The organism is Paenibacillus sophorae (genome assembly GCF_018966525.1).
GTDB classification, from domain to species: Bacteria; Bacillota; Bacilli; order Paenibacillales; family Paenibacillaceae; genus Paenibacillus_AQ; species Paenibacillus_AQ sophorae.
In genome coordinates, this window is the sequence record NZ_CP076607.1 from 4,174,830 (window position 1) to 4,199,951 (window position 25,122).

The 25,122-nt window shown below is 51.4% G+C and carries 22 protein-coding genes; all 22 read right to left on the minus strand.

The window, feature by feature from the left end:
• Nucleotides 1-64: 64 nt before the first annotated feature.
• The 22 genes from KP014_RS19660 to KP014_RS19765 all read right to left on the minus strand — a co-directional run bounded on the left by KP014_RS19660 (nt 65) and on the right by KP014_RS19765 (nt 25,112).
• Nucleotides 65-1,906 carry a sensor histidine kinase gene (locus KP014_RS19660; RefSeq protein WP_036604161.1) on the minus strand — a complete coding sequence of 614 codons (1,842 nt, stop codon included), beginning with the start codon at nt 1,904-1,906 and terminating at the stop codon, nt 65-67.
• Nucleotides 1,907-1,960: 54 nt separating this feature from the next.
• The gene (locus tag KP014_RS19665; protein ID WP_036604162.1) at nt 1,961-6,286 is read right to left on the minus strand and encodes a PolC-type DNA polymerase III; all 4,326 of its coding nucleotides are present in this window, start codon (nt 6,284-6,286) and stop codon (nt 1,961-1,963) included.
• A 259-nt stretch (nt 6,287-6,545) separates the two neighbouring features.
• Nucleotides 6,546-7,994, minus strand: coding sequence for a proline--tRNA ligase (gene proS / locus KP014_RS19670; protein WP_036604163.1), 1,449 nt, complete (start codon nt 7,992-7,994; stop codon nt 6,546-6,548).
• Nucleotides 7,995-8,060: 66 nt separating this feature from the next.
• Nucleotides 8,061-9,335 (minus strand): RIP metalloprotease RseP, encoded by a 1,275-nt coding sequence (rseP, locus tag KP014_RS19675; RefSeq protein WP_036604164.1) that lies wholly within the window; start codon nt 9,333-9,335, stop codon nt 8,061-8,063.
• 139 nt (nt 9,336-9,474) lie between these two features.
• Nucleotides 9,475-10,614 carry a 1-deoxy-D-xylulose-5-phosphate reductoisomerase gene (locus tag KP014_RS19680; RefSeq protein ID WP_036604165.1) on the minus strand — a complete coding sequence of 380 codons (1,140 nt, stop codon included), beginning with the start codon at nt 10,612-10,614 and terminating at the stop codon, nt 9,475-9,477.
• Between the two features lie 22 nt (nt 10,615-10,636).
• Complete coding sequence (locus KP014_RS19685) at nt 10,637-11,440, minus strand: phosphatidate cytidylyltransferase (RefSeq protein ID WP_036604166.1); 804 nt, start codon at nt 11,438-11,440, stop codon at nt 10,637-10,639.
• A 20-nt stretch (nt 11,441-11,460) separates the two neighbouring features.
• The gene (uppS, locus tag KP014_RS19690) at nt 11,461-12,228 is read right to left on the minus strand and encodes an undecaprenyl pyrophosphate synthase (protein ID WP_090833749.1); all 768 of its coding nucleotides are present in this window, start codon (nt 12,226-12,228) and stop codon (nt 11,461-11,463) included.
• Between the two features lie 78 nt (nt 12,229-12,306).
• Entirely contained in the window at nt 12,307-12,861 is a 555-nt protein-coding gene (gene frr / locus KP014_RS19695; RefSeq protein WP_036589120.1) for a ribosome recycling factor, read from the minus strand.
• The gene (gene pyrH / locus KP014_RS19700) at nt 12,861-13,589 is read right to left on the minus strand and encodes a UMP kinase (RefSeq protein WP_036589124.1); all 729 of its coding nucleotides are present in this window, start codon (nt 13,587-13,589) and stop codon (nt 12,861-12,863) included. Before pyrH ends, frr begins: the two co-directional genes overlap by 1 nt.
• Nucleotides 13,590-13,829: 240 nt before the next feature.
• Nucleotides 13,830-14,480 (minus strand): translation elongation factor Ts, encoded by a 651-nt coding sequence (gene tsf, locus KP014_RS19705; protein ID WP_036589126.1) that lies wholly within the window; start codon nt 14,478-14,480, stop codon nt 13,830-13,832.
• A 211-nt stretch (nt 14,481-14,691) separates the two neighbouring features.
• Nucleotides 14,692-15,393: a 30S ribosomal protein S2 gene (rpsB, locus tag KP014_RS19710; RefSeq protein ID WP_036589128.1), complete on the minus strand. Its 702-nt coding sequence runs from the start codon at nt 15,391-15,393 to the stop codon at nt 14,692-14,694.
• Nucleotides 15,394-15,640: 247 nt separating this feature from the next.
• Nucleotides 15,641-16,264 carry an endolytic transglycosylase MltG gene (locus KP014_RS19715; protein ID WP_090833750.1) on the minus strand — a complete coding sequence of 208 codons (624 nt, stop codon included), beginning with the start codon at nt 16,262-16,264 and terminating at the stop codon, nt 15,641-15,643.
• A complete protein-coding gene (locus KP014_RS19720) occupies nt 16,261-16,833 on the minus strand; it encodes a hypothetical protein (protein ID WP_051499713.1) in 573 nt (190 codons plus the stop codon). Before KP014_RS19720 ends, KP014_RS19715 begins: the two co-directional genes overlap by 4 nt.
• 77 nt (nt 16,834-16,910) lie before the next feature.
• A complete protein-coding gene (locus KP014_RS19725; protein ID WP_246590555.1) occupies nt 16,911-17,195 on the minus strand; it encodes a hypothetical protein in 285 nt (94 codons plus the stop codon).
• 72 nt (nt 17,196-17,267) lie between these two features.
• Nucleotides 17,268-18,674 carry a flagellar assembly protein A gene (locus tag KP014_RS19730; protein ID WP_036592429.1) on the minus strand — a complete coding sequence of 469 codons (1,407 nt, stop codon included), beginning with the start codon at nt 18,672-18,674 and terminating at the stop codon, nt 17,268-17,270.
• Between the two features lie 27 nt (nt 18,675-18,701).
• A complete protein-coding gene (locus KP014_RS19735; RefSeq protein WP_036592431.1) occupies nt 18,702-19,490 on the minus strand; it encodes a FliA/WhiG family RNA polymerase sigma factor in 789 nt (262 codons plus the stop codon).
• 86 nt (nt 19,491-19,576) lie between these two features.
• A complete protein-coding gene (locus tag KP014_RS19740; protein WP_036592433.1) occupies nt 19,577-19,996 on the minus strand; it encodes a hypothetical protein in 420 nt (139 codons plus the stop codon).
• Nucleotide 19,997: 1 nt separating this feature from the next.
• Nucleotides 19,998-20,495, minus strand: a complete 498-nt coding sequence (locus KP014_RS19745) for a chemotaxis protein CheD (RefSeq protein ID WP_036592434.1) — start codon at nt 20,493-20,495, stop codon at nt 19,998-20,000.
• Nucleotides 20,492-21,079: a chemotaxis protein CheC gene (locus KP014_RS19750; protein ID WP_175491778.1), complete on the minus strand. Its 588-nt coding sequence runs from the start codon at nt 21,077-21,079 to the stop codon at nt 20,492-20,494. The genes KP014_RS19745 and KP014_RS19750 overlap by 4 nt, the downstream gene beginning before the upstream one ends.
• A gap of 37 nt (nt 21,080-21,116) precedes the next feature.
• Nucleotides 21,117-21,578 (minus strand): chemotaxis protein CheW, encoded by a 462-nt coding sequence (locus tag KP014_RS19755; protein ID WP_036592440.1) that lies wholly within the window; start codon nt 21,576-21,578, stop codon nt 21,117-21,119.
• A 27-nt stretch (nt 21,579-21,605) separates the two neighbouring features.
• Complete coding sequence (locus KP014_RS19760; protein ID WP_090833751.1) at nt 21,606-23,675, minus strand: chemotaxis protein CheA; 2,070 nt, start codon at nt 23,673-23,675, stop codon at nt 21,606-21,608.
• A 33-nt stretch (nt 23,676-23,708) separates the two neighbouring features.
• Complete coding sequence (locus KP014_RS19765) at nt 23,709-25,112, minus strand: protein-glutamate methylesterase/protein-glutamine glutaminase (RefSeq protein WP_036591759.1); 1,404 nt, start codon at nt 25,110-25,112, stop codon at nt 23,709-23,711.
• Nucleotides 25,113-25,122: the final 10 nt, after the last annotated feature.

The window sequence follows — 25,122 nt, forward strand, 5'->3', positions numbered from 1 at the left end:
TGGACTTTTCTACTGAAAGCATTTTGGGGTTTTTATGAAAACAAACAAAATCCGGCTGAGGACACTACTCGGTGTGCCCCCGGCCGGACTCTGCTATATCGAGAGGAAGCCGCAAAATGACAGTTGTCCCCTCATTCAATTTCGAGCGGATGTCCACTCCATAACCCGGACCATACAGCAGCTTGATCCGTTGGTTGACATTCTGAATTCCGATGGAAACCGCGGCGGCGTCCGTATCCTCATGAATTTTCAGCACACGGGCTATCGTCTCTAGGGACATCCCTTTACCGTTGTCGGTAACAGTGAATATTCTGCCGGTCTGATCGATCTTTCCTGTCACATGAATAAGTCCGCCCTGCTCCTTATCTTCAAGAGCGTGAACCAGGGCATTCTCAATAAACGGCTGCAAAAAAAACTTGGGCACTGAGTGGCGTTCCAGTTCCGGTTCAATCTCATAAGTCACCGCGAATTTGTCTTCAAAACGGCGGCTCATAATAAACACATAATTCTTTAGATAGTTCAGATCCTCGAAAAAAACAACCTTCCCCGGGCTTTTGGCCGTATATTCCAGCATTTCCGACAGCTCAACAAGCATTTTGCTGATCAGGGACTGTTTATTTTCAATGGCTAAATAATTGATGATATTCAGTGTATTATACAAAAAATGCGGATTGAACTGGAAATTAAGCGCTTTGAGCTCAGCTTCCAGCTCTTTCATCTTTGCTTTGTAGTTTTCTTCTATCAGTGTATAAATACTTTCATTCATCTGGTTGAACTTGTGAATGATAATGTTAAGCTCCCTGGTGCCTGCGGATTCGATCCACGTATTGAAGTGTCCGTCGCCGCTCCGGTTGATGCCTCGCAGCAGCTTGATTAGCGGCATGGTAATCCGGCCGGATAATATCGCGGCGACCACCACCGATATCAGGGTGATAATCAATACGGAGTACAGAGTATACTCGAACATGTCGGGCAGTGTCCGCTTCAGATTTTTATACGGAATAAAAACCGCCGTCAGCCAGCCTGTCGTCTTTATGGTATCAAAGCAGACGACCAGCTTCTGCCCGCCGAGCGTGATATACTCTGTGCCGCTCTTCTTGCTTATGGCGCGCGCAATCCACTCCCGGCTTACCTCGGCCGGATCGCCGGCCAGCTCCGAACTGGATAGGACAGCCCCTTCCCGGGTGTACATATGGTAATAAGAGCCTTCCACGTTCAAGCTTTCCTCAAGAGCACGCTGAAACATGAATTCCTGAAAGTTCACGACCAAAATCGGCCGCTCAATACTCTTCTTCATTTGGATCAGGATGTTGTTCCGGACAATCGCGAAATTCATCAGCCGCGTTGCCGTAAAGACGTATTGGTCTTTCTCCGAAGGAGCGGTCGAGTAAAATTGCTCCAGCAGATTATAGGTGGGAATCCAGGTTATGCTGCTGAGCGATTCGGTCCCGATCTTATAAATTTTGGAAAGGAAGTAATCCTTCTTCGGAATCCAAAAAGACGGTGTTTCTCCGAAGGTATAATCCCTGGTGACCAAGTTAACCGAAAACATATCCTCCGAGGTTGGAAAGTATTTTTGCAATATCCGCGTAATTTTGCGGTCCGAGTCAATGGTGAAGTCTCTGGACCGCAAGTTGTCCGTATTGAAGAATTGAAACAGATCCTGATCCAGATGCATATTAATGGCGCTTTGCTCCACCCTGGCCAGGCTGCTGTCCAGCGATTGATTACCCATCCGCACAAGTCCCAGCGATGTTTCACTGGCATTCTTCAAAATCACATCGGAGCTTTTGACGTTATACCCCACAGCCATTACCGCCAGAGACAAGACAGTCATGGCGATAAAGGAGAGCGTCAGCCTTGTCCGCAGGCTCATATGGAATAGAAACGCTTTGACTCTCCGCACATGACCGACCTCCGAAATCGTAGTCGCTTAGAGGCAGCGGGACTGCTCAAGACCTTAGAACAAGGATAGCTGATTGCTCTCCGGCAATCCCCGGAAGCAGCCCATACCGGTGAGAAGCTCGATGATCGTCTTACTGGCCTTGGATTTTTGCTGAAAATCCTCAATAGATAGAAACTCTCCGGCATCTTTAGCCGCTGCAATATTCTTCGCCGCATTATCGCCGATACCGGCCAGCGCGGAGAATGGAGGGATAAGGCTTTCTCCATCAACCGTGAACTTGGTAGCGTCTGAGCGGTACAGATCGATGCTCTTGAACGTAAAGCCGCGAGCCGTCATTTCCAGAGCCATTTCGAGGATCGGCAGCATCGCTTTTTCTTTCGGCAGAGCCTGGAAGCCCTTCGCCTCAATCTCGACAATCTGCCGTAGAATGGCGTCGTAGCCCTGGCAGCACAGCTCAATGTCGAAATCCTCCGCACGAACCGAGAAATATGTCGCATAATAGTGTATCGGGTAATACAGTTTAAAAAAGGCGGTCCGCACTGCGGAGATAACATAAGCCGCGGCGTGGGCCTTCGGGAACATATACTGGATTTTGAGGCAGGAATCGATGTACCACATCGGCACCTTGCACTTCTTCATCTCCTCGATCCATTCGGGCGTCAATCCTTTGCCTTTCCGCACGCTCTCCGTGATCTTGAACGCAAGCCCAGCGTCCATGCCCGCTTTGTAAATCAGATAAAGCATGATGTCGTCACGGCAGCCGATAACCGTCTTGATGTTGCAGGTGTTGTTCTTGATGAGCTCCTGCGCGTTGCCAAGCCAAACCCCTGTTCCGTGAGACAAACCTGAAATCTGCAAAAGATCGGCAAAGCTCGACGGCTTCGATTCAACGAGCATCTGGCGCACAAACTTCGTGCCCATCTCCGGCACTCCGTAGGTAGCGACGGGCGTTCGGATCTTCTCTGGCGTCACGCCAAGCGCTTCCGTCGAGTTGAACATGCTCATGACCTTCGGGTCGTTCATCGGAATCGTCGTCGGATCGACGTCCGTCAAATCCTGCAGCATCCGCATCATCGTCGGATCGTCATGGCCCAGAATATCGAGCTTCAGCAGGTTGGCGTCAAAGGCGTGATAGTCGAAATGCGTCGTCTTCCATTCCGAGTTCACGTCGTCGGCCGGATATTGAACCGGAGTAATATCTTCAACCTCGATGTAATCCGGCACGACGACAATGCCACCGGGATGCTGGCCCGTATTCCGTTTGACGCCCGTACAGCCCGCCGCCAGACGGCTGAGCTCGGCGCCGCGCCAGCGCTTATGATGATCCTCTTCGTACTTCTTGGCGAATCCAAAGGCCGTCTTCTCCGCCACGGTTCCGATGGTTCCCGCCCGGAAGACGCTTTTCTCGCCGAACAGCACCTTCGTATAATTATGCGCATGCGGCTGGTACTCACCGGAAAAGTTAAGATCGATATCGGGCACCTTATCTCCCTTGAAACCGAGGAATGTTTCGAACGGAATGTCCTGCCCTTCGCCTTTCAGCTTCCCACCGCAGTTCGGACATGCCTTATCCGGAAGGTCGAAGCCGCTCGGCACGCTGCCGTCGAGAAACCACTCGCTATGGCGGCATTCCGGGTTGAGGCAGATGTAATGCGCCGGCAGCGGATTAACCTCTGAGATGCCAAGGAACGTTGCAACCACTGAAGAGCCAACCGAACCCCGGGAGCCGACGAGGTACCCGTCCTGGTTCGATTTTTTAACCAGCCGCTCAGAAATAAGATAGTTGGCAGAGAAGCCGTACTTGATAATCGGCTCCAGCTCTTTTTCCAGGCGGGCGACGACCACCTCAGGCAGTTCCTCTCCATAAATGGATCTTGCGGTCCGGTAGCAGGTTTCGCGGATTTCCTCATCCGCACCATCAATAATTGGAGTAAACAACTTATCGGGGAACAGCTCGATTGATTCGAACCGCTCCGCCAGTTCCACCGTGTTGGTCACGACGACCTCAAGCGCCTTATCCTCGCCCAGAAAATCAAATTCCTGAAGCATTTCTTCTGTTGTCCGGAAGTGCGCGTCCGGCTTGCGCTGATCTTTTAACGGACTGAATCCGGTAATGCCGTGAATCGTAATGTCGCGGAACAGCTTGTCGCGCGGCTCCAAATAATGCACGTTTCCGGTGGCAATAACCGGCTTGTTCATTTTTTCCCCAATTTCGCAAATCCGCCGGACGACGCCGCGAAGCTCTTCGGGGCTTGCCACAAAGCCTTTATCCACCAAATGCATATACATGGTCAGCGGCTGAATTTCCAGTATGTCATAGAACCCTGCGACTTCCATCGCTTCCTCGACCGTTTTGTTCAAGACGGCTTCGAAGAACTCGCCCCGCTCGCAGCCGGAGATGACCAATAAGCCTTCCCGCATTTCTTCCAGCTTCGACTTAGGAATGCAGGGCACCCGCTTGAAATAATCGGTGTGAGATAAGGATACCAGCTTGTACAGGTTCTTCTTACCCGTCATATTTAAGGCGTAGATGCAGCAGTGGAACGGACGTGTGTTGGACAGATCCTTGCCGACCTCGTCGTTCAGACGGTCCAGCATCGTTAGCCCTTTCAGCTTCTCGGCGTCTGCCAAAAGTCCGTTCAGGACTCCACCTAGCGCCACCGTATCGTCTACCGCGCGGTGATGGCTTTCCAGCAATACTTTATATTTGTCGGCCAACGTGTTGAGCCGGTGATTTTTCATATTCGGATGCAGCAGTCGCGCCAGTTCCAGCGTATCGAGTGAAGGATTGGGCAGAGGCGGCAGCCCAAACTTGGCAAGCGATGCCTGGATAAACCCCATATCGAACCGGGCGTTATGCGCCACAAGAACACTGTCCCGGGCAAACTTAACGAAATCATGCAGCACCGGTTCCAAATCCGGCGCATCCTTAACCATATCGTCCGTGATGTTCGTGAGCTGCTGGATATGATAAGGGATTTTCTCGTGGGGATTGACAAAGGTTGTATAGCGGTCGATTTCCTGCCCGCCCTGCATTTTGACGGCGGCAAGCTCGGTGATATTGTTGCGCGTAATGGACAGGCCGGTGGTCTCGATATCGAAGACGACATAAGTGGCGGTTTTAAGCTCCAGCGGCTGCGGATTCTCAACCACATTTACCGCATCGTTGACCACATTCGCTTCTACGCCGTACAGCATTTTGATGCCGTTCTTCTTCGACGCCTTGCCGGCTTCGGGATAGCACTGTACCCCGCCATGGTCGGTAACGGCAATTGCCGGATGCCCCCATTTGGCCGCAGTTTTGATATATGCATCGATTGGCGCTACCGCATCCATTGTGCTCATGGCGCTGTGAAGATGAAACTCCACCCGCTTCTGCGGCGCATTATCCTTGCGGGCCGGCGGAGCGGACACCTCCGACAAATCCGATGGAATCATCACCAGCTCCGGAGTTTGCATGAAACGGTCATATTCGACCCGCCCGCGCGCTTTAACCCATTTGCCGTTTGCCAGCTGGCTCATCACTTTCAGGTCATCTTTTGTTTTGGCGAACATCTTCATTTGCAAGGAATCGGAAAAGTCGGTCAAATTGAAAGTGAACAACGTGCTGCCGTTGCGCAGCTCCTTGCGGTCAAGGCCAAAAATCGTTCCCTGAATCGCGATTTTCTTTTCTTCGTCCTGAATTTCCATAATTGGAACGGGCTGGTCCTTGATATCGTAGCCGACCTGAAGCGGAACAGCTTCCTCGCCGTCTTCATTTTCTGAGGATACTTCGGTCTCGATGGCCGTCATCATCTGCTCAATAATTTCCCGCTGCTCCTGCTGGAGCTTTTGCTGGAATTCCTCGAATTCCTCCGCGCCGTTTCCTTTTTCCGCAAGCTGCACTTTTACACGCAGGGAAAGTCCAAAGTACATATCGTAAAAACGGACAATCGCTCCGTCGATGCCTTTTTTCCGCGCCAGCTCCAATGACATCTGATCGCTCATGTTCAGCAGCAGCGTGTCTCCCTGAAGCTCCTGTCCCGAACGAGATAGCCAGCCATTGACGGAGGGAATCTCACGGTGAACCCATTCGAGAAACAGTCCCCAATACTCGTGAAAAATGTCAGCCCGGCTTACCTGCTCCTCGTATTTGAACATGAACCCGATTTTCGCGATATGCTGCATCCGCTCCCGCACTCTCAGGCAAAACGTCCGGTACGCCTGTGCCGGAACTAGAGTCTGTTTCACTACAACGACGCGCCAATCCCGGTTGCCTCGGCTGATCTCCACCCTATCGATAAAACCGTCCAGAAAATAAGGATCTATGAGTGCCGGAGGGATATCTCCCTGTTTCATCAGCAGCTCGAACCGCTTTCTTCTCTCCTCGCTGTATTCCATGCTTCCCCCACCTTTACATTCCCCGATAAAGCGAGGTCTTTGCTGTCACTCTTACATATATCTTACGCAACTAAATTCTTACAATTTAAAAAAGCTTCAGGTGAAGAAGAAACGGCATCCGTCTCTCGTAGACATATAGGCAGGGCAAGCGTTGGCTTATCCCTGCCTATATGTTTCAAAAGCGCCCGGGCTGTCCGCCCGCCGGTCCTCTTTTCACCAAAAGCTTGCAATCATGCCCGAAAAAGGGCTCTGCAGACTTTTAGTAAGCTTTGGCGAATACTACCGTATGCTCTGCCGGTTTGCCGCAGCAGATGCATGTCTTCTTCGTTTCGCCCGGTTCAAAAGGAATATTGCGGCTCGTTGCTCCGGTTTCTTCCTTCACCTGTGCTTCGCAGGCATCGTCACCGCACCAGCCGGCCAGCGCAAAGCCGCGTTTCTCTTCCATTGCCGCTTTCATCTCATCCAGCGTCTCGACGGAATAGAAATGGTCCTCACGGAACTTAAGCGCCCGCTCGAACATTTCGTTATGAACCTGCTGCAGCATGGTCTCCACTTCTTCCACAAGACGATCCTGCTGAACGATCTTCTTCTCGCCGCTGATCCGCGAGACCAGCACGCAGACGCCGTTCTCCATATCCCGGGGCCCAAGCTCAAGTCTGACCGGCACACCACGCATTTCGTATTCGTTGAATTTCCAGCCGGGCGTTACATCAGAACGGTCGTCGACGCGCACGCGGATGCCTGCCGTTTTCAGTTCCTTGAACAGCTCGTCCGTCCGGGCAATGACCGCTTCCCGCGTCTTCGGTGGGCCGATCGGAATCATGATAACCTGGGTTGGCGCCACTTTAGGCGGCAGGGCCAGACCACGATCGTCACCGTGCACCATAATCATCGAACCGATCATGCGTGTGCTTGTCCCCCAGGAAGTCGTATGCACATATTCCAAATTGTTATCGCGGCTGAGGTACTGAATGTCGAACGCAACCGCGAACTTGGTGCCCAGGTAGTGAGAAGTTCCCGCCTGAACGGCGCGTCCGTCCTTCATCATCGCCTCGATCGAGTACGTATCCACCGCTCCGGCAAAACGCTCGGAAGGCGTCTTCTGGCCGGTAATGACCGGAATCGCCAGATAGCCTTCGACGAAATCGCGGTATACTTCCAGCATCTGCATCGTTTCCCCGCGCGCTTCGGCCTCATTTTCATGCGCCGTATGGCCTTCCTGCCACAGAAACTCGCTTGTGCGCAGGAAAGGAAGTGTCCGCTTCTCCCAGCGGACGACGTTCGCCCACTGATTGATCAGCACCGGCAAGTCCCGATACGACTGAATCCATTTGGAATACATATGTCCGATCATCGTTTCGGAGGTCGGCCGGATCGCCAAACGCTCTTCCAGCTTCTCGCCGCCGGCTTCCGTTACCCATGGCAGCTCCGGATTGAAGCCTTCAACATGCTCTTTCTCCTTTTGAAAAAAGCTTTCCGGAATAAACAGCGGAAAATAAGCATTGCGGTGTCCCGTTTCCTTAAAACGCCGGTTCATCTCTTCCTGGATATGTTCCCAGATTTCATAGCCGTCCGGCTTGAACACGATACAGCCTCGCACCGGAGAATAATCCATCAGGTTAGCTTTTTTGATTACATCGATATACCAACGCGAGAAGTCTTCGCCCTGCGGCGTTATTTCCGTAACAAACTGTTTTTCTTTTGACATAGAATGGAATTCCCCCCGTTAATAAGCCCGGGCAGCAGATGGCTGCAGCTTAGGGCCGAAACAAAATTAACCGCTGATTAGGCGTAAAATATCATTATAAGTAACAGCGATCATCAGCAGAAACAGCATCGCGAAGCCGACGAAATGGACCATGCCTTCCCGGCTTGGGTCAACCGGTTTGCCGCGCAGCGCCTCCACACCGAGGAATACGAGCCGGCTTCCGTCAAGCGCCGGAATCGGCAGCAAATTGAAAATGCCCAGGTACAGACTGAGGATAGCCGTCCAGTGGGTCAGATACACAATCCCCTGCTGGGCGATCTGGCCAGTCAGCTCGAAAGTACGCACTGGTCCGCCGATATCATCCATATTAAACTGATTTATCAACTGCTTAAAACCGAGAAAAATCGCTTTGGTCGTATCGGCCATTGCATGGCTCGCTCCGCTGAACGTTTCGCCAATTGTCGCATTCCGGGTCGGAAGCTCCGGTGTTATACCGACTTTGCCGCCTTCCTGCCCTTCCATATGGCGGGGCGTCATCGTTACCGTGATCATTTGATCACCGCGTTTAATCGTCCAATTCATTGCTTTTCCTTCGGATGCCGAAGTCAGGCTGATCATCTTCTTATAATCCGGCCCAATAGCCTCTCCGTTAATCGAATAGACAATATCGCCCTTTTGAAGTCCCGCCTGCTGGGCTGGCATACCCTCGGAGACGTCGCCGATCAATACATAGGTTGGATTCTCTACCGCAACGCCAGCCATTTGAATGTAAACGCCAAAGAGAATAAAAGCGAGCAGAAAATTCATTACCGGACCCGCTGCAATGGCAAGCGCCCGCTGTCCGACGGTTTTACTCCCGAATTGCCGATCCTTGGGAGCGATCTGGATTTGCTGGTTACCTTTAACCAACATAGCCTTCGGATGCAATGAATAGGTCGTAACCTCCCCGTCAACATTCAGCCGGATGCTCAGATCCTTCTCCAAGTCGGCATACTCCGCTTCCCCGCGGATAACATTTCTGCGCGTATCCAGTTGATCGAGATAAACGGCCTTTACGACATTGCCCTCGCCAAGCCGCACCGCTATCGTCTGCCCGGGTGAGATCTCGATCACCTCGGGATCTTCACCCGCCATCCGCGCATAACCGCCAAACGGCAGCAGACGGAGCGTGAACTGAGTTTCATTGCGTTTATAAGAAAACAGTTTCGGACCGAAACCGATAGCGAACTCTCTCACTAGAATGCCGGCGCGTTTGGCAAAATAATAATGTCCCCATTCATGAACCGTCACCAGGACGAAGAACATGAGCACCGTCAAAAAAACGACTTGAACCATTTCCAAGTTAGGCAGCCCCCTTTAGGTGAAAGACCGAAGTATGTCCTCTTAATTTATCATTATTCTCCGATCCGGCACAAGAGAATCAACCGTACAAACCAATTTTTCCGGTTTTTGGTGCCAACTTCCATTGGTTTCGCGCGGATTACAAACTTTTTGCCAACGCGCGCACCGTGCGGTCACATTCCTCGATTTGCTCCAGACTCGGATGACTCTGTACTGGATGGCGTCCTAGAACCTCCTCCAATATCTCTTCGATACGCAAAAAAGAAATCTCGCGCCGCAAAAATCGGGCGACGGCAACTTCGTTTGCGGCGTTGAAAGCAGTTGTCGCAGTTCCGCCGGTCTTTCCGCACTCGATGGCAAGCTTTAGCGCCGGATAACGTGCGAAGTCCATCTCGCGGAATGTCAGCCGTCCCGCCTGCGCGAGCGACAACCGCTGGGCCGGAGAATGCCATCTCTCAGGATACGTCAGCGCGTACTGAATCGGCACACGCATATCGGGATTGCCGAGCTGAGCGATAATGCTGCTGTCACGGAACTCCACAAAAGAGTGAATGATGCTCTCCGGGTGAAGCAGCACCTCAATTTGTTCGTAAGGGAGGTCAAACAGCCAGTGGGCTTCGATGACTTCCAGCCCTTTATTGACCATAGTAGCAGAATCAATCGTAATCTTGGCACCCATTGCCCAATTGGGATGGCGAAGCGCATCTTCGACCGTTACATTTCGGAGTTGCTCCCTAGTCAGATCCCGGAAGGAGCCCCCTGAAGCGGTCAGCGTAATGGAAGCAATATCTTCCCTGCTTTCTCCATTCAAGCATTGAAAAATTGCCGAGTGCTCGCTGTCGATGGGCAGCAGCTTTACCCCTTTGCGCCTGACCTGCTCAGTGACAAGATGGCCCGCTGTCACCAGTGTTTCCTTGTTCGCCAGTCCGATGTCCCTGCCGGCCTCGATGGCGGCAAGTGTTGAACGCAGGCCGACGCTGCCCATGACTGCGGTCACTACATAATCGGCATCTCCGCCGGCTGCAATTTGCACCAGTCCCTCATCGCCGCTGTACAGTTCGACTCCAGCCGGAAGCTGTGTCCGAATGTCGTCTGCCAGCTCCTTACTGGCGACGGATACCCTTCTGGGCTTAAAGCGGCGGACCTGCTCAAGAAGAAGCGCCGTATTACTTCCGGCAGCCAGTCCGTCCACTTCAAAGCTATCTGGATGCATGGCCACAACATCGAGCGTTTGCGTTCCGATTGAACCGGTTGAGCCGAGAATGCTGATCTTTTTCAAGCGTTACGTACCCTCTTTCTAGTTAGTGATAAGGCATCAGCATCACGATATGTACGAACGGAAACACGATAATCCAGCTGTCGCAGCGGTCGAGAATGCCTCCATGCCCGGGCAGCAGGGATCCCGAGTCCTTTATGCCGTATGCCCTTTTATAAGCCGATTGAACAAGATCCCCAAGCTGTCCGACCACGGCGCTGGCGAGACCGATAACTAGCGCCCGCCCTAAGGACAGCAAATCGGGGGACAGCAAGGCAAAGATTAAAGCAATCGCCATCGCGATGACCACTCCGCCAGCTGCTCCTTCAACGGTCTTGTTAGGGCTAATCGCAGGCCAGAGCTTTATTCTTCCCAGCGCTCTGCCGACAAAATAAGCTCCGGCATCGCTGCCCCAAATACAGCAGAGAAGCAGAAAGGTCCAAAACAGTCCATTCCCGTCCGATGCAGAACGGGAAACCGCCATATAGGAAAATCCCGTTCCTATGTATAAAGCGCCGATGAACAGCAGCGCGGTTATGCGAATATCCATTTTATTCTTGGTAAACACTGTTATACCAAGGAATAAAAGCATCAAGAGCCATACTCCCTGCATCCAAGATAAAGGGGCGGAAAAGCCAATCAAATCCCAAGGCATCATAAAGCAAAGCACTGCAGCATAGCCTGCCATCGCACTGCCGCCTGCAGGTGAACAGCCGATCATTTTGACGAATTCATAGTATCCGATCAAAGCCATGGCGATCAGCAGAAGATGAAACCACCAACCGCCAAGCAGGCATAGACCCAAAAATAAAGCCCCGGCCGCCACCCCGGTTATCAATCGCTGCTTCAAACGTTCTCAACTCCTATCGGCTACTTCAGACCGCCATAACGGCGGGTGCGCCGCTGGTACTCGGCCACGGCCTGAAGCAAATGCTCCTTGCCGAATTCCGGCCAATAAATATCGGTAAACCACAATTCGCTGTAAGCCAATTGCCAGAGCATAAAGTTGCTGAGACGCATTTCACCGCTAGTCCGGATAAGAAGGTCGGGATCGGGAAGCCCTCCGGAGAGCAGCCGGCTGTCAATCAATTCAGCCGTAATCTGCTCCGGCGATAAATGTCCCGCGGCAATATCCTCCCCCAAACTGCGCATGCAGTCCTCAATTTCCTTACGCCCTCCGTAATTTAGTGCAAAATTCAGAATGAGTCCGGTGTTGTGCTTCGTGCGAAGCACCGCTTCGTCCATCGCTTTACGAGTATACGAGGGCAGCGCCTCACTGTCGCCCATGACTCGTACCCGGACGTTCTTCTCTATCAGTTCGTCCAGTTCGATAGCTATAAACTCTTCGGGCAGACGCATCAGAAAATCGACTTCCTCTTTGGGCCGTTTCCAATTTTCCGTTGAGAACGCGTACATCGTCAAGTATTCAATACCCAGCTCGTCGGCGGCAATCGTGGCGCGCTTGACCGCCTTCATGCCGTTCTGATGGCCGACAATGCGAGGCAATCCAAGGCGTTTGGCCCAGCGTCCGTTGCCGTCCATAATGATGGCCACATGCCGGGGAATATTATCCGGTGAAATATCGACCGGCTGCTGCCGCTCTTCCCGGCCCAGCCAAGATTGTACCCGTTTGATCATTAACGTTTCCTCCATGTTTCATGCGAGAAAGAGACAAACCCCACCAATTGAGGAGGGGCCTTAATCTCTGCGCTATCTTTATACTTCCATGATCTCTTTTTCTTTAGCCAGGAGCACTTTGTCAACCTCGGCAATGAACTTATCCGTCGTCTTCTGGATATTCTCCTGATGTCCGCGGGACTCGTCTTCCGAAATGCCGTTCTTCTCCATTTTCTTGATATCATCATTTGCATCGCGACGGATGTTGCGGATCGCCACTTTTGCTTCTTCGCCGAACTTTTTCGTCAGCTTAACAAGCTCCCCGCGGCGTTCTTCCGTAAGCGCTGGAATGGACAGACGGATTGTGCTGCCGTCGTTAGCAGGCGTAAGACCGAGATCGGATTTCATAATCGCCCGTTCAATATCGGCAAGCGAGGACTTATCCCACGGCTGGATAAGCAGCGTGCGGGAATCCGGGGTGTTAATGTTGGCAAGCTGATTGACCGGAGTCGGCGAACCGTAATATTCCACTTGAATACGGTCGAGCAGCGAAGGGGCTGCGCGTCCAGCACGAAGTGTCGACAAATCGCGTTTAAGCGACAAAATCGCTTTCTCCATGCGCTCTTCGGCATTTTTTTTAACCGATTGTGGCATTATTCTACACTCCCTTTAACAATTGTTCCGATGCGTTCTCCCAGAACGACGCGCTTGATGTTGCCCTGTTCCGTAATGGCAAACACAATAAGCGGTATATCGTTATCCATACAGAGAGAGGATGCGGTGGAGTCCATTACACCCAAGTTCTTGTTGAGCACGTCCAAGTAAGTAAGCTGTTCATACTTTATGGCGGTGCTGTCTTTGAACGGATCAGCGGAATAGACGCCGTCGACTTTATTCTTGGCCATTAAAATGACTTCGGCTTCGATTTCGGCCGCACGCAGCGCCGCAGTCGTATCGGTTGAGAAGAACGGATTGCCCGTACCAGCCGCAAAAATAACAACTCGCCCTTTCTCCAGATGGCGAATAGCCCGGCGCCGGATATAAGGCTCTGCGATCTGCTGCATCGAGATCGAGGTCTGTACTCTGGTCGGCACACCGATCTGTTCCAAAGAGTCTTGCAAAGCCAGCGAATTCATTACTGTAGCCAGCATGCCCATATAATCAGCCGTCGCACGGTCTATGCCGCTTGCGCTGCCAGCGATGCCGCGCCAAATGTTGCCCCCACCACAAACGATGGCGACTTGGACGCCAAGCTCCACTACTTCCTTCACCTGCTCGGCAATAGAGCTAATCGTATCCGCATCGATACCGTAACCGTTATTCCCTGCCAGCGATTCACCGCTGACCTTCAGGACTACCCTTTTAAATACCGGCTGTTCCAAATTGTATACCCTCACTTTGCAATGGTGCCTTACAGGCCCCAGGTTAATCGTGCGTCCCTGCCGCATGCGCGGCGAGGGTAAATCGGCGGCCAAGCTGTCTCATTTTCGGTCCGGCATCCCCTTAAGGAGAGCAGATCCGTATACTTCCGCTTGCAAAAGACGGAACACCATGTACCCGTGTTCCGCTCCTGAAAGTGCCTGCTATATGTTCAACTTTGCGGCGCGAGCCGCGAATGCTTATTATTGTTTCACTTGCGCCATTACTTCTTCTACGAAGTTGTCGACTTTCTTCTCGAGACCTTCGCCCAGTTCGTAACGGACAAAACGGCGAATGGAGATGTTCTCGCCGATGGTGCTGATCTTTTCGTTCAGCAGGTTGGAGATTGTCTTGTCGGGATCTTTGATAAAAGCTTGCTCAAGCAGTACATGCTCTTCATAGTACTTATTGATGCGTCCTTCGACCATTTTGTCAACGATTTTCTCAGGTTTGCCTTCGTTCAGCGCTTGTGCTCTCAGAATTTCCTTTTCCTTCTCGATTTCTTCCGCAGGAACTTCCTCACGGCGCACGAAACGCGGAGCAGCCGCGGCGATTTGCATGGCGATATCGCGCGCGAAATCCTTGAATTGGTCGGTTTTGCCGACAAAGTCGGTTTCGCAGTTGATTTCTACCAGAACGCCGATACGGCCGCCTGCATGAATGTAAGATTCAACAACGCCCTCAGTTGCTGCACGCCCAGCTTTGTTTGCTGCTGCGGAAAGGCCTTTTTCGCGAAGAATTTCAACCGCTTTGTTCAGATCGCCGCCTGCTTCTTCCAGCGCTTTTTTACAATCCAGCATACCGGCGCCGGTTCTTTCGCGGAGCTCTTTTACGGATTTTGCGTCTACTGCCATTGTCTAATCCCTCCAGATAATTTGTTTGCCTTCAAAAATTTAAAACGCCCCCACAAAGAACAGCCTTGGCTATGGAACCTTAGTTGGTACTTTGCGGGGACCCCGGAAGCTTAAAAGCTATTCACTCGGTAAAAAAAGGGCAGTGAGAGGTTATCCACCTGCCGACCACCCTTTTCATTTAATTTCATATTCGATATGCAACCAGCAGGATTTATGCTGAAGTTGTGTCTTCGCCTTGATGAGCTTCCACTACAGCGTCGGCCATTTTACCCGTCAGCAGCTTAACGGCGCGGATCGCGTCGTCATTGCCCGGAATAACATAGTCGATCTCGTCCGGATCGCAGTTCGTATCGACGATAGCAACAATAGGAATACCCAATTTGCGTGCTTCGGCAACGGCGATGCGCTCTTTACGCGGATCAATAATGAACAGCGCGCTTGGCAGACCTTTCATATTCTTGATACCGCCCAGGAATTTCTCAAGACGATCTTTCTCTTTGCGGAGAAGGATGACTTCTTTCTTAGGCAGAACGGAGAATGTACCGTCCTCTTCCCAAGCTTCAAGCTTTTTCAGACGGTCGATACGCTTTTGAATCGTTTGGAAGTTCGTCAGCGTGCCACCGAGCCAGCGTTGATTGATGTAGTACATGCCCGAACGTTCGGCTTCTTCTTTTACAGAGTCTTGAGCTTGTTTCTTTGTTCCCACGAACAGGACCGTACCATTGTCGCCCGCTACGCTTTTTACAAAGTTGTAAGCTTCTTCTACTTTCTTGACCGTTTTTTGCAGGTCGATAATGTAGATTCCGTTTCTTTCAGTGAAGATATAACGATCCATTTTCGGGTTCCAACGACGAGTCTGGTGACCGAAGTGTACCCCAGCTTCGAGAAGCTGCTTCATGGAGATTACTGCCATCTTCACACACCTCCTAAGTTTGGTTTATTGTGTGTCCCTCCGCCAGGTATCATCTTGCAGCAAGACTTTCTTCTGAAGAAAGCACCGCTTGCTGTAATCAACCGACGTGTGTTTTAACACCGTCATTTAATATATCACAAGACTACATGGGATGCAACGTCTGGCGCACGATTTTTGTCATAAAACGCGATGCTTGATAATACGGGTCCATATTCACTTAAAAAACGCCCATTTTCAATAGCGGCGCTCACTTTTTCGCCATAACCAGCTCGTCGATGATCGATTCAACGCTCTGCCCTGCCTCAAAACTGTACATCCCGTATTGGATCCGTGTATTTGCCTTGCGGCTGCGGGCGGCATCCAAAAATGCGTCCTTGTCATGGATTACTCCCGCACCCGCCAGCAAATCCGAGACTTCGGTTAGATTGGCTCCTCTCGGAATACGCAGGACAATGCTGGAAACAACCGGTTTCTCGGCATATGTATCGGGTGACGGCGATGCCACAGCGGACGGCTTAGTGGGCGAAGCCGGTGCCGTGGGAGCAGCCGCCTTGTTGGGCGGTGATGCGGGCTGGCTCTGTGCAACAGGAGACGGGGATGCCGGAGGCTGCGATGTGCTGCCGCTATTGACTTTGCCCGCTGCGTCTTGCCCTTTTGAAGCTTCCTCTTGCTGTGCCAACGAACGCCACTCCTCAGCTGTCAGCAGATTCGATCCCGCATCGGCAACCTTCATGTTCAGCTTTGAAGCTTCCTTGGCAATCTGCGTCTTCGTTGGTGTAGCCATACCCGCCGAAATCATAAGCTGAAGAAGAAGCGCGCCAGCCGCAAGCCCGCAGCCGAGTCCGATCATAAAGGAACGATTCCTGATCACGCCGATTCCTCCTGTTTCGCGAGCTGCAGGATCAATTGAATTTCTCCTGATTGCATTCCTGTTTTCTTGGCGATGGCATCGATGGATTTCCCCTCACTGTGAAGTTCGAATAGCTGCGGGTAACGAAGCTTAATCGTGCTGACCGGTTTGGCCTTAATATCAGCTGGCGGCTCGTCAATCGCTTTTCCCTGAACTTCCTGTTGCTGCGCATTTGTCCCTCTTCCGCCGGATAACGCCAACTGAAGGAGCCCATTCTCATTTGCGGCCATACGCGTTTCCAACTGCGATGTTCTATGCTGCATCTCGTCCAGCCGCCCATTCAGTTCGCTAAGCTGCTCTTGAAGTGCGGCCTGGTTGGTCTGGGACTGGGTCTTGATCGAATCAAGCAGTTCCAGAAGTTCACGGTTTTCTCTTTCGACATCCGCCATATATAATTCCAGCGCCGCTTCGACTTCTTTCAGGTTCTGCTTGTCTACACCGCTGTCCTTGTTACGGGCGCGCGAAGGCAGAAACAGCGCATAAGCCAGAGCAAATCCGCCAAGCATAACAATGTACGCCCATGGTTGCACGTGTCGCTCTCCTTTAGTAAATAGAATAAATATTCCGCTTCTTTATTACAGAGCTTATAATTACAGAGCTTCTAAATCTAGAGCTTGATATCGAAACGGTGCCCTTTATAAGGATGCTCCGGGTTTCGCTCTTTCTCTTTCTTTTGTTCCTGGGAAGGACCGTTTCCGGCGGAGCCCCCTCGGTGTCCGTCATCCCTTACGGCGGATTCCGAAGACTCGCTGACCTCCGTGCTGCGGAGGGCCAGTTCACGCGATTCCTTTATGTTCTGCCCCGCCAACCCCTGCTGATCAAGCTCGGGCCGATGCTGAAGTTCTTGCTGGAGTTTGCTCGCCTCAGTTGTACGGGGTACTGCAATTTGCAATTCAACTGGCCTTAAGTTCACGGAAATCCCCTACCCTTCCCCGTAAGAATCTATACAACTTCATCAGAGGATTTAGACGTTAGGCGCCATATTAATGTCGCCCGCGGAGTAGTAGAACGCAACTCGCTCTGCGGTATCCTTAATAAACCTGGTATATCTGCCGATTACGATTTTGGAGCCGCCGTAAATGGTCTTGACGACTTCAACCCTGGCCAAGTCCGTATCCTCAAGCATTCTTTCAATCTCCAGAATCCGTTCTTTAATGCTGGCTTCCTCTCTTTGCTGAGACTGCTGCGTAGCATTAAGCTTGATCCGCAAGGCAACCTTGTCCGGAGGCAGAGAACCGTTTGCCGCCAACTGACTCAGCAGATAGAGCGCCTTCTTCGTTTTATCGGCGTTTTCCAGGAGCAGGCGAAGCTGCTGACGAAGGTCGTTGATTTCATTTCTCAGCTCGGGCAGTACTCCAACTTCAATTGCCGTTGCCGTCGACATCGTATTTCCAATCGTGCGCGCCACAACCTTTTCCCCGGCCTGCACCGTTCCACCTACGATAAGTCCCTTAGCCCCATTGCACAGCACGTTCCTGCCGGCGCGGATATTTGAATGCATGATGCTCTGGGAGACAATAATATCCTCCGCCGCCGTCACATTTCCGTCCTGAATAAAGGACACTTTCACATTGGCTCCGGCGCTGACTAGTCCCTTGTTATAACCTATAATGCCCCCGCTGATTTCGATGGAGCCTTTTGCGAATAATTCAGCCCCTTCCACGCCGCCGCTTACCCGAATGTCCCCTTCCGATTTCACCGTAAACCCGGACAGTACATTGCCTCGGATAACGACGGTACCGACAAAATCGATATTCCCGGTGTTGTAATCTACGTCGCCTTGCACTTCGTATACGGGAAAAACATTGATTTTCCCTTTATCGGTATAGGATATCAGCCCGTCAATTGCCGCATACATTAAGGTTGCATCATCATTAAGCAGGACGTTCTTACCAACCTTGAAGTGGGCAGACTTCCCAGCCTTGCAGGGGATCGGATCACCGGTAACAGCCACTCCGGGCTGCCCCGGTTCAGGAAGAACAAGCGTGGCGATCAGTTGTCCCTTCCGGACATTGCTCAGCCGGATCAGTTCCTTAAAGTCGACCTTGCCGTCTTCCTTTTCCATCGGTCGGCGATCATTGTCATCCATTGAAACACCAAGCAATACTTGTCCATCTGTGCCGTTTATGGGTGCCTTGCCCAGAGCAATCGGTACCTTACCGGAAATGTACTCTTCCGGATGTTCTGCAAAACGCTGAACGATATCCCACTGTACGCCATAGAGAACCTTATTTCGCTGCAAAAAAACGCCCAGTTCTTCAACCGAGCAGGCGAATCCTTCATCCCGTTGATAAAATTCAAGATACGCAATTTCCTTGTCCTCCGAAAAGCTTATACTCAAATATTCACTCAACGCAGAATGGACAACCATTTTCCGCCTCCTTGCCGCCATACCTGGCTAATCATTTTGCATTAAGAGATCCCGATTCTTCTCAAGCGTTCCCCGCAGCCGCAGTATAGCCTTGGAATGCAGCTGCGATATCCGGGAAGGAGACAAGGACATGACCTCAGCAATTTCGCTCAAAGAAAGATCTTCATAATATAATAGGGACACGACGGTCCGTTCTTTCACAGTTAGTTTCTCGATGCCTTTGGTAAGTGTTTCACGAAGATAGAACTCATTTACTTTATGATCAGGGTTCTTGGCTTTATCGTCCACCAATACCGACAAACGGGTCTCTGATTCTTCTTCCCGAATTGGATCCTCTAAAGAACAGAGCGTCATCACCGCCACATCCTGGAGCATTCCTTGAAACTCCTGTTCGGTTACATTTAAATAGCGGCTCATTTCTTCATCGCTGACAGATCTTAAATATTTTTGTTCCAATTGCTGGTATGCATCTTCAATCTTTTTCGCCTTTTCCCGGACCGAGCGTGGAACCCAGTCGCCTTGACGTAGAGAATCCAGAATTGCGCCTCGGACACGCCAGGAGGCATAAGTTTGAAATTGCAATCCCCTTTTGTAATCAAACTTTTCAATCGCATCAATCAATCCCATTACGCCATTGCTCGCCAGATCGTCCTTCGATACGTTCTTTGGCAAACCTACTGCTAGACGTCCGGCAACATAATCCACTATGGGCAAATATTTCTCGATAAGATTTTTTTTGGCTTCCGGGTTCCCTTCTTCTTTCCACTGTTCCCAGAGGGCCTGGTGTTCCAAATGAGAAGCTTTATGCTCGTTCAACGGCTTTCACCCTTCCCACAGTGTAGTCGGCGAGTCCGCGGGCCCGGGTTCATTGAAATCCACAATATGTCTCCCACTACGCTCGCTCATTCATTTTTCAAGTGACGAACGGCCTTGGCCAATTCTTCAGGATCCTTCATCGAGACCAGTTTGGGAGGCTGAAGCGGCTTAAATTCACCGTTTTCTTGTTTCTCTCGTTCAGGCTTAGGTTTGAGCAAATCCTTTAATTCCTCGTTCTGGTCCGGAGTCAAAATATCCACTTGGGCTCCCAAAGTCTCTTGAACATCTCCTGAAGAGGAGGACGGATTGTCCGAATTTGCGGTTTGCTTAACAATAAAGCCCAATATCCATCTCAGGAAAAAGGCAAGCAAAAACCAGAGAATAAATCCTGCCAATCCCCGAAACAAACTGGTCATTGGCAGATTGTTCCGCAGCGAAAACAGAAAAGTAAAAATAAACCCGGCCAGCCCGCAGATCAAGTTAATCAAAATAGTTCTAGTCATCATATTATAATTCCTTAATGCCTTTTTGCACACTGCGGATGTACAATAATCCGGTACTGCAGGCGATCTCGATCGTTCGCCCGTAACTGCCACCCGTATCTTCCGCCAATAAAGGAATATTCAAATTCTCCAAAATTCGCTTGCAGGATTCCACATTGCGCGGGCCGATTCTCATTGTGTCGTTTCCGCCGGCAAAAGCGAACATTTGGGAGCCGCCGGCCATCTTGGCGACAATCCGGTTGCGGATCGCACCGAGATTCAACAAACGGGATAAAAGCTCGGGAATTGCCGTATCTGCGAATTTGGCAATGTTAAGCTTCCCTTCACGGGCGATCTCCGATGATGGCAGCATGACATGAGCCATTCCCCCCAATTTTTTCTCGGGATCGTAAAGCGTAAGTCCGACGCATGAGCCTAGACCTGTGGTGCGGATTACATTATCGTGACTGCCTACGTTCAGATCAGCCATTCCCACCTTTATAACGCTTTGCTCCTCAATCATTCAAACGGCACTCCCAGAGATTTAAAAATTTTAGGAAACGATTCAGGATCGGGAATAAGAAAGAACTGGCCTTCAATCTCATTCTGTCCTTCCAAAAATGTTGTATCGATCAGGAGTGCGTCGTCTCCCATCTGTCCGAATTGCAGTAGACCATAGCTCAAAATCGCTCCCGCCATATCCATTGCCAAAGCCGGTACCGTCGGGTACATGGAAAGGGAAGTAAAGTCGGCCAGGGACGAGAGGTAGGACCCCGCCAATATATTACCGATTTCATTGAGCGCAGAGAGTTCCATATCACTCAGCTCTTCGCCCGAGACCTCAGTGATGCCCGCAACACGGCTCAGCAAACTGCGTGCCGCATCCGGCGTAAGTATAAAGAACAAATTCCCCGGCGCCTCGCCTTCGACGCGCAGAAACACCGCAAAGACAAGCTCTTCGGCACCGCCCACTTTTTCAGCGATCTCCTCAAATCCAAGCAATTGTACTTTGGGAACCGCCATATCAATTGGTTTGTTCAGCAATTGGGACAAAGCGGTGGCGGCGTTCCCAGCTCCGATATTCCCGACTTCCTTGAGCACATCCATTTTTAGATCTTTCTGATATTTGAACAGTTCCACGGCATCAGCCCTCGAAACTTTCCAGTTGCACGATTTCACTCTTGTTGAGGACTTCTGACAAATTAAGCATAATGAGCAGACGGTCCTCTCCTATTTTGGCCACACCATCCAAGTACTTGGCTTTGATGCCCCCTACCACTTCCGGAGGTGTATCGATGGATTCCCTGTTCAAATCGATCACATCATTGGCCGAATCCACAATAAAGCCGACCTCCATCTCGTTGACAACAACGATAATGATACGAGTCTGATCGGTATGCTCTGCTTCTTCCAGACCGAATCTTCCTCGAAGATCGATAACGGGGATAACGACGCCACGCAGATTGATGACTCCTTTGATAAAGGTGTACGTCTTCGGCACGCGCGTAATCGGCATCAAACGCTCGATTGTTTGAACTTTATCCACTTCGATGCCATATTCCTCGGTAGCTAATTTAAAGACAATGACTTTAATATCTTCTGCCATGGAAAGTACCTCCCTAAATGGTTTCTTTTATTTGATAAAAGCGTTGGCATCAATAATAAGCGCAACTTGTCCGTCGCCAAGAATTGTGCCTCCCGATATTCCCTGGATACTCGGCAAGTACTTGCCTAAATTCTTAATGACAATTTCGTTCTGACCAATGAAATCCTGCACCGTGAGCGCAACAAGCTTGTCACTTTTGCGGATGACAACTATTTCCGTCTCTTCTTCGCCGCTCTCGTCATAGTCGGGCACATTAAAGATGGCGCTTAGCGATACGATTGGGATATGGGAACCCCGGAATTCCACCATCTTGGCACCATGGACGCTGCGGATCTGTGAACGCTTCACGATGCCTGTCTCCACAATGGAAGAGAGCGGAATCGCGTATTTTTCCGAGCCTATCCGGACCAGCATGGCGGCGATAATGGACAACGTAAGCGGTAGCTGAACAGAGAAAGTGGTACCTTTGCCCGGAGTGGAATAGATGGTGACGTTGCCTCCAAGCGAAGAGATCTTGGCTTTCACGACATCCAATCCGACCCCGCGGCCCGAAATATCGGAAATAACCTCGGCTGTACTGAAGCCGGCGGCGAACAACAGCTGATGGGCCTCATTGTCGCTCATCGCCGCCGCTTGCTCCGCAGTGACGATTCCTTTATTAATTGCGGATTTCAGCACCTTATCCCGGGAGATGCCGGCGCCGTCATCCTGAATTTCTATAAAGACGTGGTTGCCGCTATGGAATGCCCGCAAATGAATGGAGCCGGTCTCCGGTTTGCCGGCGGCGATCCGGTCAGTTACCGATTCGACTCCATGGTCGAGCGCGTTGCGCAAAAGGTGAACGAGCGGATCGCCGATTTCGTCAACGACGGTCCGGTCGAGCTCGGTTTCGGCACCTGAAATGATAAGGTCCACCTTTTTGTCGAGCGACTTGGCAAGATCGCGAACCATACGGGGAAAACGATTGAACACCGTATCCACTGGTACCATCCGCAGCTTCATGACTATGTTCTGCAGGTCGGCACTCACTCGGCTCATGTGCTCAACCGTCTCGGTCAATTCCCCGCTCTGGATATCCGAAGCATGCTGCTCCAGCCGCACCCGGTCGATCAGAAGCTCGCTGAGCAGGTTCATAAGAACATCCAGACGGTCGATATCAACCCGGATGGTGCGTGAAGGAGCGCCGGAGCTCTTAGCAGGAGCCTTCTTGGCTTCTTCTTTTTGGGGGGCGGCAGCCGGCGTTTGGGTAGCCGGAGGAATGTTCTCCCGCGCGGGAGCTGGGGGGGCCTCTTCAGCAGTGGCTGCGACTTCAGGCTTTACGAGCTGACTCAGCGTTTCCACATCAAGTGCCACCGACGTCACATTATCGATCTCGGATACTCCCATGATCAAAGTCTGCATTTCCTCGGCGGTCTTCTGAGAAATATAATAGAGCGAAAAGTTGTAATCAAACTTTTCCTGCTCGATATCCTGAACCGAAGGAAAGGATTTCACGACTTCACCGAAGCGCTCCAGCAGTTCAAAGACCATATAAGCCCTCACCGCGCGGAGCTGACAGTCCTTACGAATCGATACTTCAATGAACAGCACCTGATGTCCTTCCTGAATCGATTGTTCAAGAACCGATAGTTGGAATTCATCGAGAAGAGCCGGCGTTTCCGCTTCCTTGGGTGCAGCGGCTGCCGGCGCGGCTCCTTCTCCCTGAGCGATCGGCACTTCGCCGCGTACAATTGCCTGAAGAGAGGCCACAATGGAAGATACGTCGGCTTTACCCTCTCCACCGGCAGTAATGTCCTGAACCATGGCTTCAAGCGCATCAAGACTCTTAAATAAAGTGTCAAAAATAAAATCCTGCATAACCAGCTTGCCGTTCCGCACCAGGTCAAGCACATTCTCCATCTGGTGAGTCAGTGAAGCCAGATCTTCAAATCCCATTGTCGCCGCCATGCCTTTTAAGGTATGTGCGGAGCGGAAGATCACCTGCACAATGCTGAGATCGTCCGGATTGGCCTCCAGGCCCATCATATTTTCGTTCAAAGACTGCAGATGATCATTCGACTCATCAATAAACATGGATAAATACTGATTCATGTCCATGTCCAGACACCTACCCTTCACGTTCGCTTTGCGTTATTTAACGACTTGGACCAGTCTTGGAGCAATGTCTTGCAACGGTAAAATATAACTGACACACTGGAGCTCAACCGCGGAACGCGGCATCCCATAAACGACGCAGGTCTCTTCGCTCTCGGCAAAGGTTGATGTGATTCCCGCCTCATATAGTGATTTCATCATCCTGGCGCCATCGCTCCCCATTCCAGTCATAATAACCGCATGGCGCTCCAAAGCTTTCAGTGGCAGCAGAGACTCGAACAGCGTATCCACTGAAGGACGATGGCCGTTCCGGGCTTCCTCCTTTGAGAGATTCACTGCATACTGCCCTCCTGCGGTTTCCATCACTTTCATGTGGTATCCCCCCGGAGCTATATAAGCCGCTCCCTTCCGCAGAATCATTCCCTGCTCGGCTTCCATGACATCCAGAGGGCTGAAGGTATTCAGCCGCTGGGCGAGCGACTTGGTGAAATTAGGAGGCATATGCTGCACAATGACAATCGGTGCGGGAAAATCAGCCGGAATATTCTCAAGCAAAGCCTTCAGCGCTCGCGGTCCTCCTGTTGAACAACCGACGGCCACGAGCTTCTCCAGCCCTTTCGCGCCGATTTTGCGATCCCTTCCGGCCACTGTGGGAATACCGGGTGCCGCTCCGGCTATCGGCGGCTTCGGCGATGCAAGATCAGAAGGGACATCCGAATTCTGCTGGGACAAAGTCTTGATTCGTCCGACTTCCGGCTTCGCTCTAGGAGGGACGCTTTTTGTTCTCTCAGAGCGAGGAAGCGGAGGCTTGTCTGCACGCTTGCTTTGGGCGGGTTTCCCGGTATCCGGTGAGGGCGGCCGTATGATCGGCGCTTTGATATCCTTCATTTCCCGGCTAGGCATTTGTTCCGCTGCGCCTTCGTCCGGCTTATCCGCCAGCTTGAAGGGCGGCGCGGAAGAAGCAGGTTCGGGCGGCTGCAATGCGGGTGGACCTTCGGTGCTTAGAAGCGCCGACGCAGACCGTGCTTCCCGGCGTTCGCGAGCAAGCATGGCTTCTTTCATCTGCTCCCTCAGCGATTCCCCGACACTGTTGATATCATGGGAGCTGGAGACCGAGGGCTTGCGAATGAAGTCGAAGGCCCCGCCTTCCAGCGCAAGGATTGTCTCTTTCATTCCTTCTTCATTAATGCCGGACAACATTATGACAGGAAGCGGATGGTCAAGCATTATCAGCTTCAACGCTTCCAGGCCGTTCATTTCAGGCATCTCCACGTCCATGGTGACAAGATCGGGCTGAAGTTCCTTCACCTTGTCAACCGCTTGCCGTCCGTTGACCGCCGTTGCCGTTACTTGGAAGTCGGCGTCCTTTTCAATTAAATCGGAAATGATTTTGCGCATAAATGCCGAATCATCCACAACCAAAACTTTATATGGCTTCATATCATTTCCA

What these genes read in the sequence shown, in the direction of transcription:
- KP014_RS19665 (WP_036604162.1), bottom strand. Translation starts at nt 6,286, where the DNA reads ATGGAATACAGCGAGGAGAGAAGAAAGCGGTTCGAGCTGCTGATGAAA.
- proS (WP_036604163.1), bottom strand. Translation starts at nt 7,994, where the DNA reads ATGTCAAAAGAAAAACAGTTTGTTACGGAAATAACGCCGCAGGGCGAA.
- uppS (WP_090833749.1), bottom strand. Translation starts at nt 12,228, where the DNA reads ATGATCAAACGGGTACAATCTTGGCTGGGCCGGGAAGAGCGGCAGCAG.
- frr (WP_036589120.1), bottom strand. Translation starts at nt 12,861, where the DNA reads ATGCCACAATCGGTTAAAAAAAATGCCGAAGAGCGCATGGAGAAAGCG.
- tsf (WP_036589126.1), bottom strand. Translation starts at nt 14,480, where the DNA reads ATGGCAGTAGACGCAAAATCCGTAAAAGAGCTCCGCGAAAGAACCGGC.
- rpsB (WP_036589128.1), bottom strand. Translation starts at nt 15,393, where the DNA reads ATGGCAGTAATCTCCATGAAGCAGCTTCTCGAAGCTGGGGTACACTTC.
- KP014_RS19730 (WP_036592429.1), bottom strand. Translation starts at nt 18,674, where the DNA reads ATGGTTGTCCATTCTGCGTTGAGTGAATATTTGAGTATAAGCTTTTCG.
- KP014_RS19740 (WP_036592433.1), bottom strand. Translation starts at nt 19,996, where the DNA reads ATGATGACTAGAACTATTTTGATTAACTTGATCTGCGGGCTGGCCGGG.
- KP014_RS19745 (WP_036592434.1), bottom strand. Translation starts at nt 20,495, where the DNA reads ATGATTGAGGAGCAAAGCGTTATAAAGGTGGGAATGGCTGATCTGAAC.
- KP014_RS19750 (WP_175491778.1), bottom strand. Translation starts at nt 21,079, where the DNA reads ATGGATGTGCTCAAGGAAGTCGGGAATATCGGAGCTGGGAACGCCGCC.
- KP014_RS19755 (WP_036592440.1), bottom strand. Translation starts at nt 21,578, where the DNA reads ATGGCAGAAGATATTAAAGTCATTGTCTTTAAATTAGCTACCGAGGAA.
- KP014_RS19760 (WP_090833751.1), bottom strand. Translation starts at nt 23,675, where the DNA reads ATGGACATGAATCAGTATTTATCCATGTTTATTGATGAGTCGAATGAT.
- KP014_RS19765 (WP_036591759.1), bottom strand. Translation starts at nt 25,112, where the DNA reads ATGAAGCCATATAAAGTTTTGGTTGTGGATGATTCGGCATTTATGCGC.